Source organism: Euzebyales bacterium (genome assembly GCA_035461305.1).
Taxonomy (GTDB): Bacteria; Actinomycetota; Nitriliruptoria; order Euzebyales; family JAHELV01; genus JAHELV01.
The window spans coordinates 24620-42533 of record DATHVN010000010.1 but is presented as its reverse complement, the minus strand read 5'-3'; the positions used below and the strand labels follow the sequence as shown (position 1 = coordinate 42533).

The window sequence follows — 17914 nt, the reverse complement described above, 5'->3', positions numbered from 1 at the left end:
CCGCGCCAGCGGTCTGCACCGTCACATGGTTGCTCCGTCCTCAGGGCGGACGCCACGTCGTGGTCGAGGCTGCGCCAGCCCGCGATCATCGTGGCCGGCAATCGGTACCAGGAGGACGAGCGCAGCGGTGCCGGCGAGGGTGCCGTCGGCTCGCACCGTTGCGGGCACGCCACCAGTCAGCGCGTCGAGGTGGAGGCTGCGGGCGAACGTCACGACGAGGCCCACGCCGACCACGACACCGGTCAGGACGGCGGCCACCAGCGTGGCGGCGCCTCGACGAGTGTCAGCCCGACCGCCTGCCGGCGGTCGAGGCCCAGCGCACGCAGGAACGTGAGGTCACGCCGCCGCTCCCGGGCCGCCAGCACCAGCCCGATCGCGGCGGCGGCGAGTCCCAGTCCCGCGGCCAGCGCGACGCCGGTGCGCAGGACCGCGAGCCCGGTCGCCGGCAGGGGTGCAGCTCCCAGCGCGGCTGCCGTCGCGGCCTGCGTCCGCGCCCCTGCGGGGAGCGGTCGGTCGGCGGCGTACCAGCGGTTCGCGACGGGGTCGCGCGGCACGACGTCCGCCAGGGCACGCAGGCACCACGATGAACGGTGTCTCCTGCGACATTCCGGGGAACCGGTCGCGGATCGCCCGCACCTCGACGGGCACGACGGCGACGCCGGGCAGGTTGACATCCAGCACGGTGCCGACCGCGCCGAACGTCGGCGAGGTGATCGCCGGCAGCTGTGGCCCGCCTGCCCCCAACGGCCCGAGGTCGCTCGCGATCGGCGTACCGGCCAGCAGGTCGGCGTAGGTGGCCGGATCGACGGCCAGCACCGTGGTCCGGTCCTCAACCGCAACCGACACGCGCCGGCGGACGAGCGCCGGCGACGCACCGCGCACCGCTCGACGGCGTCGACCACGGCCGGCGCACGATCTCGAACCACGCCGCGGTGTCGAGCGTGCGCTGCACCGTCTGCACCGTGGCCGTCGTCAGCACGACAGTCGCGGCAGCCACCGTGACCGCAAGCACGGGCAGGGTCGCCGGTGTCGGACGGCGCACGATCCGCCGCAGCCCCGTGACCACGGGCGTCGACCACTCGGTACCGCCGATCGCCAGCAGCCCACGCGCGGTGACCGGCAGCAGTCGCATGAGCAGGATGCCGGCCGCGCCGGCGAGGAGGGTCGGCACAGCGACGAGCAGGAGGGTGCCGTCGGCGGCCACCAGTTGCGCGTCTCGGCGACCACGACCGACGTGACGATCAGCACGGCCGCGGTGACGAGTACCAGGGGAGCGTCCGCACGGGCGCGGCGCGCCACCACCGCGATCACCGGCCGTCCCCTGTCCGCAGGACCTCACCCAGCCGCAGCCGCCGCAGCGGTCGCACGAGCACGAGCACGACCACGGCGATGGTCACGACGACGACCGCCACCAGACCGGCGACCCAGCGGATCCAGTTGGATGCCGACGCCTGGAGGCGCACGCGTGCCGTCCGCGTCGAGCGCGGTGTACGGCAGGATCAGCCAGGCCATCGCACCACCGAGCAGCACGCCCCCGACCAACGCTCCCATGAGCACGACACCCTGCTCGACCGTCAGCCACGACGCCAGCTGACGACCCGACAGGCCGATCGCACGCAGCAGCGAGAACTCGGTCACGCGCTCACGGATCGAGGCGCGCTCACGGATCGAGGCGATCGCCGCAGCCACGGAAGCCCACGGCAGCGAGCAGCGTGGCCGCGCCGAACCCGAGCAGCAGCGACCCCGTGACCCCCAGTTGCGACGGGGTCGGTGCGCTGACGGGCGGCGACCTCGGTCCGCTCGAGCACGCGTGCGCTGGTCAGCGGTGGCGCACGCAGTCGTCGCGCCACGCCGGCCGTGTCGCCGTCCACATCGAGCAGCCACGCTGTGGGCACCACCGCGCGCTGCACCTGGTCGAATGACAGCGCCGCAAGCGTGCCCAGGTCGATCAGCGCCCCGCCGGCGTCGGATCCCTCGGGCAGGCCGGGCAGCGCGGGCGCGACCCCGGCGACTCTGGCGTCGACCGCGACGTTGGCGACGCGCAGGGCGAAGCGATCTCCGTCGGCGACCGCGAGCGTTGAGGCGAGACGCGTCGACGAGCACCGGGACGGGCCCGGGATCAGTCGGCGCACCCGGCCGCAGGTGCAGCACGACGTCGTCGAAGACCACACCCGGCGGCAGCTCGGCGCGGAACGTCAGCCGCGAGCCGTCGGTGGACACGTCGGTCGTCGCCGCGGTCCCACCGCCGCGGATGGCGTCGGGTACGGCACGCCAGGCGACCTCCGGTGACCGACCCGCCGCCGCGTAGGCGAGGTCGATGTCGTAGGTGCGCGCTGCGGCGGTGAGGTCAGGCGGCACGACGAGGTCGATGCCGGCAAGGGCGACCGGTCGCGCGATGCCACCCAGGCCGACCGACATGTCGTGCGGACGGCCGTCGATGGGGACGACGCCGCCGTCGAGCGGGTGGACGAGTCCGTGGCCGTCGCGTACGAGCACGACCAGTTCGGGCTCCGCGTCCCGTCGCGGAGCGCTGCGGCCACGGATCGTGGCCGTCAGCGTCAGGACCTGGCGATCGTCCATGTCGACGGCTGACAACGCGGGGCGGTCGGCAGCGAGCGCGGCCACCTCCGCCGCGAGCGCGGCGTCGATCGCCAGCACGTCCGCGCGGTGCGCGTCGACGGCCACAACCCCTAGATCGCCGGCTGTACGAGACACCGAGGTGGTGTCGGCACGCAGGGGCGCCGCCGCGGCGACGTCGATGGCCACGGCCGTACGCTACTCCCGCCGCCCTGCGCGGGGGAGCGCCGCTAGCATCGCAGGGCGCCGACGCCGGACCCCTTCGTCCGAGGTCTCGATGACGACTCCCCGCCCTTCCCACTTGTTGACGGCTCTGACCCCGGACCAGACCGGGATCATCGCCGGCATCACCGCCCTGCTCGACGAGCTCGACGTCGGCCTGCTCGCTCTGAGCCAGACCGTCGTGCACGACTGGTTCACCGTGCTGATCAGCGTCGATGTGCCGGCGATCGTCGAGGCCGACGTGCTCCGCGACGAGGTGCAGGCCCAGATCGGCCTGGAGGCGTCGGTGACGATCGTGGCGCACCACGCGGGCGCGGCCACCGACGTGGTGGGCGACCGCTACGTGCTGACGGCGACCGGGGGAGCGGCCCCTGGGCTGGTGCACACCGTCACCGCCATCGTCGCCGCGCGCGGCGGGAACTTCACCGACTTCAACAGCCAGCTGCTCGGCGATCAGGTGACGATGGTGGCCGAGGTCGACCTGCCGGCCGACGTCGCGCTCGATCAGCTGCAGATCGACCTGCGGCACGCGACCGCCCACGCGGACCTGCCGTGCGGGTGCAGCACCACCGCTTGTTCGTGGCGACCAACGAATCGCGTTCCGCCGCGTGCAGACGCGGGTCCGGACGTGACGCCGAACGACAGGTCCAGCTGATGATCCGAACCGACCCGATCTTCGACACGGTCCGGATGTTCCAGGAGGAGCACCTGGACGTGCGAACGGTCACGCTCGGCCTCGACCTGCAGGACTGCTCCAGCCCGGTGGCCCGGCACCTGCAGGAGAAGGTTCACGCCAAGATCGTCCGGCACGCTGGTGGGCTGGTCCGCGCGACCGCGGAGATCGAGCGCACCTTCGGCATCCCTGTCGTGAACCGGCGCATCGCCGTGTCGCCGATCGCATCCGTCGCTGCTGGCCATGGCCCCGACGATCTCGTGCGCGTCGCCGCGACGCTCGACCGGGCGGCGGGCGAGGTGGGCGTCGACCTGATCGGTGGCTACAGCGCGCTGGTTCACAAGCACTCGACGCCCACAGCCCGGGCGCTGGTCGACAGCCTGCCCGAGGCGCTGTCGTCGACCCGGCGGGTCTGCGCGAGCCTGAACGTGGCGAGCACGAAGGCCGGCATCAACATGGACGCCGTGCTGCAGGTCGGGCGGACGATCCGCAACATCGCCGAGGCCGCCGCCGCCGCCCATGGCTTCGCGTGCGCCAAGCTCGTGGTGTTCGCCAACATGCCCGACGACAACCCGTTCATGGCCGGTGCGGTCCACGGTCAGGGGGAGGCGGACGCGGTCATCAACATCGGCGTCTCCGGCCCCGGTGTCGTCACGCGAGCGCTGCAGCGGCTGATCGACGAGGTCGGGCCGGAGGCGCTGACACTGGCGGACGTCGCCGAGGAGATCAGGATCACGGCGTTCCGGGTCACGCGGGTCGGCGAGCTGATCGGTCGCGAGCTCGCCGACCGGCTCGGTGTGGCCTTCGGCATCGTCGACCTGTCGCTGGCACCGACCCCCAAGGTCGGGGACTCGATCGGCGAGATCCTCCAGACCATGGGTGTCGTCGAGATCGGCGCGCCGGGGTCGACCGCGGCGATCGCCCTGCTCAACGACGCGGTGAAGAAGGGCGGCGCCTTCGCGAGCAGCAGCATCGGCGGCCTGTCCGGCGCGTTCATTCCGGTCATGGAGGACGCGACGCTGGCCAAGGCGGCAGCCGACGGCAGCCTGACGCTGGACAAGCTCGAGGCGATGACCAGCGTCTGCAGCGTCGGACTGGACATGATCGCGATCCCCGGGGACACTCCCGGTGAGGCGATCGCCGGGATCATCGCCGACGAGATGGCCATCGGCGTGAGCAACAACAAGACGACGGCTACACGCCTGATCCCGGTGCCCGGCAAGGCCGCGGGCCAGCACGTCAGCTTCGGTGGGTTGTTCGGCGAGAGCGTCGTGCTGCCCGTCCGGGGTGTCGCCGGGTCCGATCAGTTCGTGCGCTTCGGCGGCCGCATCCCGGCGCCCGTCCAGAGCCTGCGCAACTGACCGGAGCGCCGGTCAGTGCGCGCCCGGCTCACGGCTGGTCGGCGGAGATCCAGTACAGGGCCTGCGCTACCTGCTGGTACAGCTTCTTGGGGTGGTCGCGGAACATCGGCTGGGTACCGAACAGCACGACGCGTGCGCCAGTCTCGTCGGTCCCGCTGATGACCGCTGGCTGGCCGGCCGCGTCCGTCTGGCTGCTGTTCTCACGCGAGCTCGGGCCACAGTTGCCTCCCGGCGTGTTGTCATCGATCCACTGCTCGAAGTCACCGAGCCAGTGGCCGGCCAGCAACACGTCTTCGGTGTCGAACCGCTGGTCCACACGGACGCCGTCGCCGAGGTCGGTGAACCACAGAGGATCGTAGACGAACGACGTGTCCTCGGCGGAGAAGCCCGCGACGATCGGCGAATCCGCGCCGTTGTCGACGGCGACAACGCCGTTCGCCACCGCACACGCCGGGCCCGGCTGGAAGCCGGCGTCGAGCAGGCCTGCGCCGGCGTTCAGGGCCGCGCCGGTGGACGAGATGCCGATGACGCCACCGCCCCCGGCGAGCCAGTCCTGGAACGCCGCCGCCGCGTCCGCGCTCAGGTCGCGGTACCTGAAGTCAGACGACACCATCAGCACGTCGTAGTCCGCCAGCTTGACTGAGCCGTCGTTGAGGCTGTCGGCGTTGACTGCATCGGCCTCGAAGCCGAGCAGACCGAGCACATGCGCCTCGTCGCTGTTGACGGCGGCAGCCACCTGAACCGTCTCCAGCAGCTCGGCATCCTCCGGGGCCGACGCCAATGCGGTGAAGGTGATGCCCCGCGCCGCGAAGTCGCCGAGCAGCGTGCGGGCGTCGGCCGGCACGACGACGGTCCCGTCATCGCCGAGCCGAAGGGCCACGCCTGCCGCCAGCATCTCGTTGGCTGCGGCGATCGCGGTCTCGGAGTCGAGCTCGAACGTGTACGCCGCCGCATGGCCGGCGGCCACGCCGCCGGTCACCGTCGCGTCATCCACCGTCCCGGTCCGCACTGAGAGATCCGTGCCCTTCGGCACCGTGATGACCGTCGCACCCCACAGCTCAGCGTGGCTCCACCCGGAGATGTCGTACATCTGTGGAGTCAGCTCGCTGATGTCATAGCCCAGCTCGAGCATCGTGTTGGCCAACCCGCGTCGCGGCTGGCGCATCGACACGATGTAGGAACCGGCCGGCCAGCGCCTGCCTCCAGCGTCGAACGCCTTCTTCGCCGACTCGACCTCGACACCGTGGGCAATCAGGAAGTCGACCAGCCGTTCGGCCGCCAGGGCACTGGCCTGATCGTCGCCGACGGGGATGACGTACGCCTCGGGGTAGCCGGCGTGCTCGGGCCTGTTGTCCTCGGGGCCGTACCCGGGGACGAACCCGGGCTCGACCGGCACCGGGTCGATGCCGTCGACACCACGCCGGAACACCTCGAGTTGGTCGGTCACCATCTTGAGCTTGTTGTCGACCACGTAGTCGAGCATCGAGCTCGTCGCGGCGATGTGTGCCTCCGTGTTGACCCGCGCGCGTGCGGCCTTCGCCTCCGGCGACAGTGACTCCGGCCGTGGGGTCAGCGGCGCCTCGAGTGTGTGGCCGTACGACCCGTGGTACATCGCGTACATCGGCGCGAAGATCGGCGGCCAGTCGTCCCAGTCGCCGACCTCCCAGTCGCGGAACGGGATGATGACGCTCTCCTCGCTGGCCAGGAACGGCGCGATGAACTGCTGGTAGTCATCGGCGAACTCAGGATCGTCGCGCAACTGCGCGTAGGAGCCGAGGACACCGTCCTCCATCGCCAGCGCCTGCCCGAGAGCGCTCTCGATGTACAGGTCGTACTCGTAGTTCGGGTTGTGGGGCGGGGTCGTCGGCTCGATCAGCATCGGGTTGACGTAGCCGTGCAGGTCGAGGGTGACCATGGGGTTCCACTCGACCATCAGGTCGCGCACCAGGGCGGTCTCCGGCTGGGAGTTGGTGATGAAGTCGCGGTTGAGGTCGAAGCCGTTGGCGTTCTGGCGGGTGTTCAGCACGCGCCCGTCGGGGTTCTGCACGACGTTGAGCAGTAGGATCACGTTGTCGAGCACGGCCCGGGTCTGCGCGTCGTCGCCGAACGCGAGCCGCTCGATCGTGGCGATGCAGGCGTCGACGCCCTCGTACTCGTTGCCGTGGATGGAGCAGTTCAGGAACACCGGCACGCGGAACTCGCGGAAGCGCGACGCGAGCTTCTGCGCCTGCGCCGGATCCTTGAGCATCATGCGCCGCAGCGCCTTGGTGCGGCCAATGTCGGTCGTCGGGTCGGCGACGGTGGCCAGGTACAGGTCCCGCCCTCCGGCCGACTGTCCGAGCACCTCGACCGACACCCGGTCGCTGGCGGCGGCGATCTCGTTGAGCCGCGCCGCGATGTCGGAGTACTGGATGAGCCCCGGTGGCAGGCCCTCGTTGACCTCGGGCTCCGGGATCGGCAGTGGTGCAGGTCCCGCTTGCGCGCCGGCGGCCGCGGGCAGCAGCCCGGCGAGGAGTGCAACAACGGACAGCACAATAACACGACGGACCATGCGCGTCAGCCCCCGACGTCGATTGGTGCCGGGGAGCATAACCACCAATGCCGTGCGATGTCACTGACCTTTTGCACGAGTCTTGCGGATCCTGTCCGCACACGGGTGGCGGATCGCTGCGCCGGGCAGGAGCCCGATCGTCGCGAGTGGCGGGAGCTGCCTACGGGCTCGAGCCCTTCGCGAGGTCACGGCGGTGGCGGCCGAACCGCCCGCCGTCGCCGGCCGCGAGCACGTCGTGAGGTGGCACCTCGTACACCTGCACCCGGTTGTCGAGGAAGTCCGAGAACGCCAGCAGCCTGCCGTCCTCCGACACGTCCAGGCCCGTGGTCTGGTTGCCGCCGACGATGGCATCGAGCGGTTCGCCGGTCGCGGCGTCGAAGATCAGCACCGACCCCCACTCGGGACCCGGCAGGTAGTAGGACGCGGCGTTGTTCTCACCGCGGTTCGACACGTACAGCACGCGCCCGTCGGCGCCGAGGTCGATGGTGTTGGGCTTCTCGTCGGTCGCTGTGAGCCGGCGCACGCGTCGGCGGTCCAGGTCGTGGACGAACACGGTGTCGGCGCCCATGTCGTCAGCGTACAGCCGTCCGCGGTCCGGATCGCCGACCAGGTGGCGCATGGCGCCGCCGGTGGTCTCGAGGATCTCCGAGGAGCCGTCGCGTAGTTCGATCCGCTGCAGTTGGCCCCCGTCGAAGCCGGCGACGTACAGCGTGTCGCCGTCCGGCGTGACGAACAGGCCGCGCGGCGTCGCCACCGTCGGCAGGCGCCGAACCACGTCGCCGGAGCCGAGGTCGATCTCGGACACGTCATTGCTCGACCAGTTCGACGCGTACAGCGTCGACTCGTCGGGGCTGAGCGCCAAGACCTTGGTCCAGGACGCCTCTGTTGACAGCTGACGGGTCACCTCGTGACTGGCCGTGTCGATCTCGTAGACCGACGCGCTCTCCATCTGGCTGACGTACGCGGTCGACCCGTCGGCGGTGAAGATCACCTCGACCGCGCCGTGGTCGCCGAGGTCGATCGTCGCCAGGCGCCTACCGGTCCGTGGCTGGAAGACCTCCACGCCGGGGCCACCGAGCAGCGTGACCCACAGCTCGCGGCGGTCGGGTGTGAAGGCGACCTGCTTCGGGGCCGACCCGGTCTCGAACTGCGCAACCTTGTGGTGCAGCTGACCGCGTGGGTCCAGCCACCAGCGGACCTTCCGGTCACGCTCGACGGCCAGGCGCCGCTCCAGCGGCTGGCGTCCGCGGCGGGTGATCGACAGGGTCGCGACGCCCTCCGGCACGCGGGCCGTGAACGGCGAGGTGCCGGTGAGAAGCGGTCCGCCGCCGGCCGGGGTGATCGTGACGTCGGCGCCACGGGGCCGCGTGGCGATCCGCACCCGGTGCCGTGGCACCGGTGGGGTGGTCTCCGATGGGGTCGGCGTGGACCGGGGCGTCGTCGCGGTCGGCTCGGTGGGTGCGTCTGCGGCGGTCTGCCCGGCGATGTCGAGGAAGCCCGCCCGCACGTTGCCGACGATCGACGCGACCGCACCCGGTGCGAACGTGACTCCGGCGGCGATGCCGGCGAGCACGGCCACGACGGCGATGATCGTCAACCGCAGCGCGCCGGCCCTGCGGTCCCCGTCGTCGCGCTCCACGTCGGCCCCCTTCGCCCACGGGAGCGTACGCCAGGCGCACGGAGCCGCGGTCCATCTCCGCCCGCGCGCCCTCCCCTCCGCGTCACATGGCGGCCGCCGCCAGCAGGTCCGCCAGCGCGTCCGGTGCCGACAGCATCGGCCAGTGCCCGGTGTGCAACTCGTCCAACGCCCAACCCGGGCCCGCGTACACCCCGAACATCCCGGGATCGTCCGACGCCAGGGCGCGGCGGATCTGCGCGACCGAGAAGCCCCCGTCGCTGCACACGATCGCACGGCGGTCGTACCGCACGTCGTCGCCGGACAGCTTCAGCGGCTGGCGGTACGTGGCGTACGGCTGTGGTGTCGCCCGGGTCGCGAGCATCGCCAGCGCGTCGTCGTCGAGCCCGGCCAGGCTGGCCTGCCGTCCGAGCTGCTCGATGCCGGGAAACGGCAGGCGCCAGCCGTCGCCTGCGGCGGCGACCGCCGACTCCACCGCCGCACGCGCGTCCGGCGGGTAGATGTCGATGTGTGCCACCCCGTCGCCCATCGGTGCGGTATCGACGTAGACGACCGCCGCGATCCGCGCCGCGCGTCGGTCGGCGACGCCCTCAACGACGATGCCCGCGTAGCTGTGCCCGACCATGACCACGTCGTCGAGGTCCTCGTAGTCGATCACGTTGACGACGTCGGTGATGTGGGTGTCGAGGTCGATCTCGGGACCGCTCAGGTGCACCCGCTCGCCGAGCCCGGTGAGGGTCACGGGGTGGACGTCGTGGCCATCGGACCGCAGGCGCCGGGTCACGTCGGTCCATGCCCACGCGCCGATCCATGCACCGCCCACGAGCACGTACGTCGCCATCATCCCTGTTTCCCCTCGCTGAACGTTCTCGTAAACCTATGTGCCAATACCTGACAGTTCCTGTCAGTTGTGCAGGACTATCCTCAGCACATGTTGCGCGCGGCCCGATTGATCCGGATCCTGCTGTTCCTGCAGACGCGGGGTGCGGCCACGGCCGAGCAGCTCGCCGACGAGCTCGAGGTGTCGGTCCGTACCGCCTATCGCGACCTCGCCGACCTCGGTGCGGCCGGCGTGCCGGTCTACGGCGAGCGTGGGGAGGGCGGCGGCTACCGCCTGGTCGGCGGGTACCGGACCAGCCTGACCGGCCTGACCAGCGACGAAACCGGGGCCCTCCTGCTGAGCGGCGCTGCCGCGCCGGTCGCCGGCGAGCTGGGCACCGGTGGCCTGCTGGCGACGACCAGGCTCAAACTACTGGCCGCCATCCCGCCCGGCATGCGCGGCGTCGCCACCCGCGCGGAGGAGCGCTTCCACCTTGATCCCAGCGGCTGGGCGCATGCGCGGCCGAGATCCACCGAGCACCTGCAGACCGTGGCCCGCGCCGTATGGGAGGACGGCGTTCTACGGTTGCGCTACGTGGCGGAAGGCCGCGCCGACGTCGTGCGGCGCACGGTGCACCCACTCGGCCTGGTGCACAAGACGGGCACGTGGTACCTGGTGGCGTCCCACCGACACGCGGCGCGCGTGTACCGGGTCGACCGCGTCCGGGGCGCCATGCAGCTCGATCGGCCGGCCCAGCGGCCGGAGGGGTTCGACCTGCCGGCCTTCTGGTCCGCCTGGGAGCAGGAGTATGCCGGGCACCTACCGGGTCTGGCCGTCGACGTCCGGCTCGGGCCCGATGCGCAGCGCCACCGCGACGCGTTGGGCGCGCTCGCGCCACGCGAGGTCGCCGGGGAGCGCGAGGAGGACGACGGGTGGATCCGCCAGACCCTGGTCTTCGATTCCCCAGGTGTCGCGCGCGCCGCGCTGCTCGCCCTGGCACCCGACATCGAGGTGCTCGCCCCAGCCGAGGCGCGCGCGGACCTGCGCCGTGTGGCGCACGCGGTCGCCGATCGCCACCGGTCCGTCCTTCGGGGATGACTACAATCGCCGCCGCACACACCCCGAAGGGCTGTCACACCATGTCCGCCATCATCGTCGTCGGCACCCAGTGGGGTGACGAGGGCAAAGGCAAGGCCACCGACCTGCTCGCCGACCGCGTCGACTACGTCGTGCGCTACCAGGGCGGCAACAACGCCGGGCACACCGTCATCGTCGGCGACGTCACCCTCAAGCTGCACCTCGTGCCGTCGGGGGTGATGTACGACCACGTCACCCCGGTCATCGCCGACGGGGTGGTCATCGACCCGGGCGTGCTGCTCACCGAGCTCGACCAGCTCGTCGACCAGGGCCTGGACCCGTCGCGGCTGCGCATCAGCGGCAACGCCCACCTGATCATGCCCTACCACCTCGAGCTGGACCGGCTGACCGAGCGCCACCTGGGCCGCCAGAAGCTGGGCACGACCAAGCGGGGGATCGGGCCCGCGTATGCGGACAAGGCGTCACGGGTCGGCCTGCGGGTCCAGGATCTGTACGACATGAAGATCTTCCGTCAGAAGCTCGACACCGTTCTCAAGGAGAAGAACGCGATCCTGTCGCGGGTCTACAACCGGCTGCCGATGAAGGCAGCGGACATCGAGACGACCTACACGGTCTACGCGGAGCGGCTGGCGCCCTACATCGCCGACACCGGCACCTTGCTCCACGACGCGCTGGATTCGGGGCGGTCGGTGCTGCTGGAGGGTGCCCAGGGCACGCTGCTCGACCTGGATCACGGCACGTATCCGTTCGTGACGTCGTCGAACCCGGTGGCCGGCGGCGCCCTGACCGGTTCCGGCCTGGGGCCGGATCGTATCACCCAGGTCATCGGCATCACCAAGGCCTACGTCACCCGGGTCGGGTCCGGGCCGTTCCCGACCGAGCTCGGCGCCGAAGGCTCGTCGGCCACCAGCCAGGCGATCGCTCACCGCATGACCGAGGCCGGCGGCGAGTACGGCACGACCACCGGCCGGCGTCGCCGGGTCGGCTGGTTCGACGCGGTCCTCGCCCGTTACGCCAGGCGCGTCAACGGGCTGACCGAGCAGTTCCTGACCAAGCTCGACGTGCTCAGTCAGTTCGACGTGCTCCGCGTGTGCCGTGCCTACCGCTACCAGGACAGCGAGCTCGAGCACTTCCCGCCCCACCAGTCGATCATCCACCGCGCGACGCCGGTGTACGAGGAACTGCCCGGCTGGTCCGACGACATCACCGAGGTCGAGCACTTCTCGGACCTGCCCAAGCAGGCGCAGGACTACGTCGACCGGCTCGAGGAGTTGACACAGGTGCCGATCCGCTGGGTGTCGGTCGGTCCCGCACGCCGCCAGACGCTCGAGCGCGGCTGATGCCCGCGGTGCAGGCGGCCGCGATGGACGTGCTGGTCGTCGGAGGTGGCGGGCGGGAGCACGCGCTGTGCTGGACGCTTGACCGGGCACCGTCGGTCGCGACGGTCCACTGCACGCCCGGCAATGCGGGCATCGCCGACGTGGCGACGCGCCACCCGTCGGTCGACCCGGTGGACCGCGACGCGGTCGTCAAGCTCGCGCGCGACATCGGCGCGGACCTCGTCGTCGTCGGTCCGGAGGCTCCGCTGGTCGCCGGGGTGGCCGACGCGCTGCGCGCCGCGCACATCCCAGTGTTCGGGCCATCGTCCGCGGCTGCGCGCATCGAGGGCTCGAAACAGTTCGCCAAGGACGTCATGACCGCCGCCGGCGTCGCGACCGCGCGCTACTGGAGCGGGGACGATCCCGATCAGGCGGTCGCCGCGCTGGACGACTTCGCGCCGCCGTACGTCGTCAAGGCCGACGGGTTGGCCGCGGGCAAGGGGGTGCGGATCTGCACCGACCGCGCCGAGGCGGTGAGGGCGATCGAGGAGACCATGATCGCCGGGCTGTTCGGCGACGCGGGCAACGTGGTCCTCATCGAGGAGTACCTGGCCGGTCCAGAGGTCTCGGTGTTCGCCGTGTGCGACGGCGCGGACTGCCGGCTGCTCGCGCCCGCGCAGGACTTCAAACGTGCCTTCGACGGCGACGAGGGCCCCAACACCGGCGGCATGGGCGCGTGGTGCCCCTACCCGCTCGACGACGCGGCGGTCGCCGACCTGGAGCGCACGGTGTTCCGTCCGGTGCTGGCCGAGCTCGCCGCTCGCGACCTGCCATTCGTCGGGGTGCTCTACGGCGGCTTCGTCCTGACCGGCCGGGGACCGCTGGTGCTCGAGTTCAACGCCCGGTTCGGCGACCCCGAGACCCAGGTCGTGCTTCCTCGGCTGTGCAGCGACCTCGGCCTGCTACTGCGGGCGTGCACCGACGGGGCACTGGCCGACGCCCCACCGCTCGTGTGGGACGAACGGGCCTGCGTCACGGTCGTGCTGGCGTCGGGCGGCTACCCGGGCGCGTACGAGACGGGGCAGACGATCGAGGGCCTCGACGCCGCGGCCGGCGGCGATGCGATCGTCTTCCACGCCGGCACGGAGCGTGCGGGCGACAAGGTGCGCACCGCGGGCGGGCGCGTCCTGGCCGTCTCCGGGCTCGGCGTGGGCGTACCGGGTGCGCGGGATGCCGCCTACCTCGCCGCCGACCACATCTCGTTCGACGCCCTGCACCGCCGCGAGGACATCGCCGCACGCGTGTCACGGAACTGACATCTGACAACTTGTTCGAACTAGGGGGTGTTGCGTTCGCCGTCGACTGTCTAGCATGGCGCGGGGCAGCGCGCGAAGGAGACGACGTGCGGATGGCGGGACTGCGGATGCTGGCGGCGGTGGTGCTGACGATCGCCCTGTCCGCCGCGGCGGTCGTCCCCCTGCCGGTGGCAAACGGGCTGGTTCCGCCGGCCCGTGCGGTCCCCGATCCGGGCGGCCCGGCCGTGCAGGCGACCGTGAACGTCGGCCCGGCGCCCGAAGGTCTCGCGGCGCTCACGCATGCAGCGTTCGCCGGAAACGACGTCCGCTGGATTGCCCGCCTGCTGAACGATGACGGTAACGCACAGACGCAGCTGTACACGCTCACCGCGGCGCTGCCGCCGGGATCCGCCGAGGTTGGAGGTCTCGAGCAGGCGGGGCTGCTGGCGATCCCGCAGGTCGTCCAGGCGGCGTACCGCAACGCCGCCCGCCGGGCCTCCTCCGTCGTCGAGGGCTGCGCGCTGGACTGGGCCGTGCTCGCCGGCATCGGCAGGGTGGAGTCCCGGCACGGGCTGTTCCTGGGCGACGACGCTGTGATCGACACCCTCGGCGACATCGCCGATCCGATCGTCGGTCCCGCGCTGGACGGCACCAACGGCGTCGCCGCCATCCCCGACACCGACGGAGGACGGTGGGACGGCGACGGTGTCTGGGACCGGGCGGTCGGTCTCATGCAGTTCATCCCGACGAGCTGGCAGCAGTTCGGGCAGGACGGCAACCAGGACGGCCGTCGCGATCCGAATAACGTGTTCGACGCCACGCTGGCGGCCGTGGATCACCTGTGCAGCACCCACCCGGGCAACCTGCTCGACAATGCGCGGCTCGAACGCGCCCTGTACGCCTACAACCGGTCGACGGTCTACGTCGCCGACGTTATGCGCTGGATCGACGTCTACCGCAAGGCGGACCCCTTCGCACTCGGCGCGGGATCGCTGACGTTCATCAAGGGTCAGATCCTTCGCAACCCGTTCTCGGGGTTCATGACCGAGGTCACCTTCGACACGATGCCGGGCGGTCGCGTCGCACGGGCGACATCCGGGGACACCGGCACGGTGACGTCCGACCGTTCGGGCTCGCTCGCGCCGAAGGACTCGTCGTCGAAGAAGTCCGCGACCTCCAAGCCGAAGGCGAAGGCGGGGAAGGCGAAGTCCGCGTCAAGGAAGCCTGCCAAGGCGAAGTCGAAGGAGCCGAAGCCGTCGGGGTCCGCGAAGCCGAAGCCGTCGGGGTCCGCGAAGCCGAAGCCGTCGGAGCCGCCGCCCGCTCCGGCACCGTCGCCCGCGCCCGAACCTCAGCCTGCGCCCGAACCTCAGCCTGCGCCCGAACCTCAGCCCGCGCCCGAACCTCAGCCCGCGCCCGAACCTCAGCCCGCGCCCGAACCTCAGCCCGCGCCGGAGCCCGAACCGGCGCCGGCTCCGGAACCGGAGCCCGAGCCCGCGCCGGAGCCGAGCCCCTCGCCGGGGCCCGAGGAGGCCGCCACACCCTGACGTAGCGCCGTGCACCAGCACGGTCCGCTCCTCGCCGGCGGGCGACAATGGCGCAATGATCCCTGACATCCTCGCGGCCAGATATGCATCCGATGAGCTCGTCGCTCTGTGGGCGCCGGAGCGCAAGGTCGTTCTGGAGCGACGGCTGTGGCTCACCGTCCTGCGGGCGCAGCGCGACCTGGGTGTGGACGTGCCGGACGGGGTGATCGCGGACTACGAGGCGGTCGTCGACGAGGTTGACCTCGCCCGCATCGCCGAACGTGAGCGCGTCACCCGTCACGACGTCAAGGCCCGGATCGAAGAGTTCTGCGCACTCGCCGGCCACGAGCACATCCACAAGGCGATGACGTCGCGCGACGTGACCGAGAACGTCGAGCAGTGGCAGATCCGGACGTCGCTGGACCTGCTGCGCGATCGGATGGTGGCCGCGCTGGCGAGGCTGTCGACCCGCGCGGTCGAGTTCGACCACCTGGTCATGGCCGGCCGGTCGCACAACGTCCCCGCGCAAGCGACCACGCTGGGCAAGCGGTTCGCGACCATCGCCGAGGAGCTGCTGGTCGCCTACGACCGCATCAGCGAGTTGCTGGCGCGCTACCCGCTACGCGGGATCAAGGGTCCGGTGGGCACGGCCGCGGATCAGCTCGACCTACTCGACGGCGATCTCGAACGGCTCGCGGTGCTGGACGCGGCGGTCTCCCAGGAGCTCGGCTTCGACCGCCTGATGACGTCGGTCGGTCAGATCTATCCCCGATCGCTCGACTTCGACGTCGTCAGCGCGCTGGCCCTGGCCGCGGCGGCGCCGTCGAACCTCGCAACGACCGTGCGGCTGATGGCCGGCCACGAGCTGATCACGGAGGGGTTCACGGCCGGCCAGGTGGGCAGCAGCGCCATGCCCCACAAGATGAACACCCGGTCGTGCGAGCGCATCCGCGGCCTCGCCGTCGTTCTGCGCGGCTACGCGTCGATGACGGCGGAGCTCGCCGGCGCGCAGTGGAACGAGGGCGACGTGTCGTGCAGCGTCGTGCGACGGGTCGCGCTGCCCGACGCCTTCTTCGCGGCCGACGGCCTGTACCAGACGTTCCTCACCGTGCTGTCCGAGCTCGGTCCCCACCCGGCCGTCATCGAGCGCGAGCTCGACCGATACCTGCCGTTTCTTGCGACCACGCGGGTCCTGGTCGCCGCCGTCCGCCGTGGCGTCGGGCGTGAGACGGCCCATGAGGCGATACGCGACCACGCCGTCGCGGTCGCGCTCGAGATGCGCGAGAAGGGGCGCGAGCACAACGATCTGCTCGCGCGGCTGGCCGGTGACGACCGGCTCGGTCTCACCGAGGACGAGCTGCACGCCCTGACCGCCGAGCCCGCGGCGTTCACCGGCGCGGCGTCGTCCCAGGTGCGCACGGTGGTCGAACGCGTGGCGGAGATCCTCGACGCGCATCCCGGCGCCGTGGGGTACGAACCCGACCCCATCCTCTGAGGTCGCCCTGCGCGCTCAGGTCGTGGTCCGTGCCCGCGGACTCCGGTCGACGGACGGATAGCCCCAGCCCTCGAGCCGCTCCCGTGCCCCCTCGATCCGCCTGGCCTCGGCCGGCTCCGCCCAGTGGTCGGGACGGTCGAGCGCGGTGCGCAGCGTGATCGTCGACGGGTCGACGTGAGCCTCGACCTCGTCCCACGACAACGGTGCGGACACCGTCGCGGTCGGTGTCGCGCGGGGGCTCCAGGCGGCCACGGTGTGCTGGCCCTGACCGTGCCGAGACCAGTCGATCAGCAGGCGGCCTCCGCGATCGGCCTTGCGCATCTCGACCGTGAGCTCGTCGGGATGGCGGTCGGCGAGGCATCTCGCCACGGCGAGGGCGAACCCCCGGGCCTCGGTGAACCCGTAGCGCCGCTCGAGGCGCACCGTGACGTGCAGCCCCCGCTTGCCGCTCGACTTGACCCGTGCCTGCAGGTCGAGCTCGTCGAGGAGCTCGCGCAGCCACAGCGCCACCGTCGTCACCGACTGGTCGTCGTTGGATGGATCGAGGTCGAACAGGAGCGTGTCCGGCCGGTCTGGCCGGTCGGTGGTGGCCAGCCATGCGTGCAGCTCGACGACCGCCATCTGCGCGGCCCACTGCAGCTCCCTGAGCCCGCCGACGACCAGGTAGCTGACGTCGCGCTCCGACGACTCCGTCCAGGTCGTGAACCGGCCGAGGTCGTCGGGAGCGTCGTCTCCGAGGTTCTTCTGGAAGAAGCCCTGCTTCTCGACGCCGTTGGGGTACCGCTTCAGAGTGAGCGGCCGGTGGGCGACCGCAGCGAGCAACCGGTCGGACACGGCGGTGTAGTAGTCCCACAGGTCCGCCTTGGTGACGCCCACCTGCGGCCACAGCTGCTTGTCCGGGCTTGAAAGTCCCGGACGCTCGTCAGCCGACAACCTTGAACCGCTGCTCGTTGTCGACGACGTCGATGTGGTCGACAACGACGTCGCTGACCGCGGCCATCGCGGGGCCGGTGCGGCACTCCTCGATGAGCTCTTCGACGGCGGCGCGAGACCCCTGTACCTCGGCCTCGACCCGGCCGTCGGGCGCGTTGCGGACCCAGCCCGTGAGCCCCCGGGACCTGGCCTCGTCGGACGTCGTGGCCCGAAAGAAGACGCCCTGCACCCGGCCCGACACCCACAGGTGCACCCTGATCACATCGTCATCCGTCATGCCCGCAGTGTTACCGGAACTGCGCCCGTCTGATGCCTGACCGTTCGGGCGGACGGGCTGTCTGAGCGGGTGAGCCCGTCGCTGCTCCACCCGCCGATGTCGCAGCTACTGTTCTTGCAGCGGCGTCGGTCACC

Annotated in this window: 18 protein-coding genes; 9 read left to right on the top strand and 9 right to left on the bottom strand. The window is 71.4% G+C overall.

Annotated elements, in window-relative coordinates; all coding sequences use genetic code 11:
- Positions 1-21 precede the first annotated feature (21 nt).
- The 4 genes from VK923_01140 to VK923_01125 form a co-directional block, all read right to left on the bottom strand.
- Entirely contained in the window at positions 22-258 is a 237-nt protein-coding gene (locus VK923_01140; protein ID HSJ43271.1) for a hypothetical protein, read from the bottom strand.
- The gene (locus VK923_01135; GenBank protein ID HSJ43270.1) at positions 243-554 is read right to left on the bottom strand and encodes a hypothetical protein; all 312 of its coding nucleotides are present in this window, start codon (positions 552-554) and stop codon (positions 243-245) included. Before VK923_01135 ends, VK923_01140 begins: the two co-directional genes overlap by 16 nt.
- A gap of 275 nt (positions 555-829) precedes the next feature.
- A complete protein-coding gene (locus tag VK923_01130) occupies positions 830-1204 on the bottom strand; it encodes a hypothetical protein (GenBank protein HSJ43269.1) in 375 nt (124 codons plus the stop codon).
- Positions 1205-1335: 131 nt separating this feature from the next.
- Complete coding sequence (locus tag VK923_01125; GenBank protein HSJ43268.1) at positions 1336-1689, bottom strand: FtsX-like permease family protein; 354 nt, start codon at positions 1687-1689, stop codon at positions 1336-1338.
- Positions 1690-1745: 56 nt separating this feature from the next.
- Here VK923_01125 and VK923_01120 point away from each other — a divergent pair, with 56 nt between their 5' ends.
- The 4 genes from VK923_01120 (at position 1746) to VK923_01105 (ending at position 4833) form a co-directional block, all read left to right on the top strand.
- Entirely contained in the window at positions 1746-1922 is a 177-nt protein-coding gene (locus VK923_01120) for a hypothetical protein (protein HSJ43267.1), read from the top strand.
- Between the two features lie 499 nt (positions 1923-2421).
- Complete coding sequence (locus VK923_01115) at positions 2422-2592, top strand: hypothetical protein (protein ID HSJ43266.1); 171 nt, start codon at positions 2422-2424, stop codon at positions 2590-2592.
- Between the two features lie 262 nt (positions 2593-2854).
- Positions 2855-3454: an ACT domain-containing protein gene (locus VK923_01110; protein HSJ43265.1), complete on the top strand. Its 600-nt coding sequence runs from the start codon at positions 2855-2857 to the stop codon at positions 3452-3454.
- Complete coding sequence (locus VK923_01105) at positions 3454-4833, top strand: PFL family protein (protein HSJ43264.1); 1380 nt, start codon at positions 3454-3456, stop codon at positions 4831-4833. The genes VK923_01110 and VK923_01105 overlap by 1 nt, the downstream gene beginning before the upstream one ends.
- A gap of 28 nt (positions 4834-4861) precedes the next feature.
- Here VK923_01105 and VK923_01100 read toward each other — a convergent pair whose 3' ends face one another.
- From VK923_01100 to VK923_01090, 3 genes are all read right to left on the bottom strand, one after another.
- Entirely contained in the window at positions 4862-7366 is a 2505-nt protein-coding gene (locus VK923_01100; protein ID HSJ43263.1) for a M14 family zinc carboxypeptidase, read from the bottom strand.
- 178 nt (positions 7367-7544) lie between these two features.
- On the bottom strand, positions 7545-9023 hold the full coding sequence (locus VK923_01095; protein ID HSJ43262.1) for a YncE family protein: 1479 nt from the start codon (positions 9021-9023) through the stop codon (positions 7545-7547).
- 82 nt (positions 9024-9105) lie between these two features.
- Positions 9106-9864 (bottom strand): alpha/beta hydrolase, encoded by a 759-nt coding sequence (locus VK923_01090; protein ID HSJ43261.1) that lies wholly within the window; start codon positions 9862-9864, stop codon positions 9106-9108.
- An 87-nt stretch (positions 9865-9951) separates the two neighbouring features.
- On the opposite strand from VK923_01090, the gene VK923_01085 reads away from it, so the two are divergent.
- The 5 genes from VK923_01085 (at position 9952) to purB (ending at position 16570) form a co-directional block, all read left to right on the top strand.
- Entirely contained in the window at positions 9952-10938 is a 987-nt protein-coding gene (locus tag VK923_01085) for a WYL domain-containing protein (GenBank protein ID HSJ43260.1), read from the top strand.
- A gap of 41 nt (positions 10939-10979) precedes the next feature.
- A complete protein-coding gene (locus VK923_01080; protein ID HSJ43259.1) occupies positions 10980-12278 on the top strand; it encodes an adenylosuccinate synthase in 1299 nt (432 codons plus the stop codon).
- Positions 12278-13573, top strand: a complete 1296-nt coding sequence (purD, locus tag VK923_01075; GenBank protein HSJ43258.1) for a phosphoribosylamine--glycine ligase — start codon at positions 12278-12280, stop codon at positions 13571-13573. Before VK923_01080 ends, purD begins: the two co-directional genes overlap by 1 nt.
- Positions 13574-13665: 92 nt before the next feature.
- Complete coding sequence (locus VK923_01070) at positions 13666-15096, top strand: lytic transglycosylase domain-containing protein (protein ID HSJ43257.1); 1431 nt, start codon at positions 13666-13668, stop codon at positions 15094-15096.
- 55 nt (positions 15097-15151) lie between these two features.
- Complete coding sequence (purB, locus tag VK923_01065; protein HSJ43256.1) at positions 15152-16570, top strand: adenylosuccinate lyase; 1419 nt, start codon at positions 15152-15154, stop codon at positions 16568-16570.
- A gap of 15 nt (positions 16571-16585) precedes the next feature.
- Here the strand turns inward: purB and ligD are convergent, their stop codons facing one another.
- Together ligD and VK923_01055 are read right to left on the bottom strand one after the other, a co-directional pair.
- A complete protein-coding gene (ligD, locus tag VK923_01060) occupies positions 16586-17503 on the bottom strand; it encodes a non-homologous end-joining DNA ligase (protein HSJ43255.1) in 918 nt (305 codons plus the stop codon).
- Positions 17493-17780: an acylphosphatase gene (locus VK923_01055; GenBank protein ID HSJ43254.1), complete on the bottom strand. Its 288-nt coding sequence runs from the start codon at positions 17778-17780 to the stop codon at positions 17493-17495. The genes ligD and VK923_01055 overlap by 11 nt, the downstream gene beginning before the upstream one ends.
- Positions 17781-17914 lie beyond the last annotated feature (134 nt).

Bases quoted from the DNA above. Each gene is read 5' to 3' on its own strand.
- VK923_01110 (HSJ43265.1), top strand. From the start codon at position 2,855: ATGACGACTCCCCGCCCTTCCCACTTGTTGACGGCTCTGACCCCGGAC.
- VK923_01105 (HSJ43264.1), top strand. From the start codon at position 3,454: ATGATCCGAACCGACCCGATCTTCGACACGGTCCGGATGTTCCAGGAG.
- VK923_01090 (HSJ43261.1), bottom strand. From the start codon at position 9,864: ATGATGGCGACGTACGTGCTCGTGGGCGGTGCATGGATCGGCGCGTGG.
- VK923_01085 (HSJ43260.1), top strand. From the start codon at position 9,952: ATGTTGCGCGCGGCCCGATTGATCCGGATCCTGCTGTTCCTGCAGACG.
- VK923_01080 (HSJ43259.1), top strand. From the start codon at position 10,980: ATGTCCGCCATCATCGTCGTCGGCACCCAGTGGGGTGACGAGGGCAAA.
- purD (HSJ43258.1), top strand. From the start codon at position 12,278: ATGCCCGCGGTGCAGGCGGCCGCGATGGACGTGCTGGTCGTCGGAGGT.
- VK923_01070 (HSJ43257.1), top strand. From the start codon at position 13,666: ATGGCGGGACTGCGGATGCTGGCGGCGGTGGTGCTGACGATCGCCCTG.
- purB (HSJ43256.1), top strand. From the start codon at position 15,152: ATGATCCCTGACATCCTCGCGGCCAGATATGCATCCGATGAGCTCGTC.
- VK923_01055 (HSJ43254.1), bottom strand. From the start codon at position 17,780: ATGACGGATGACGATGTGATCAGGGTGCACCTGTGGGTGTCGGGCCGG.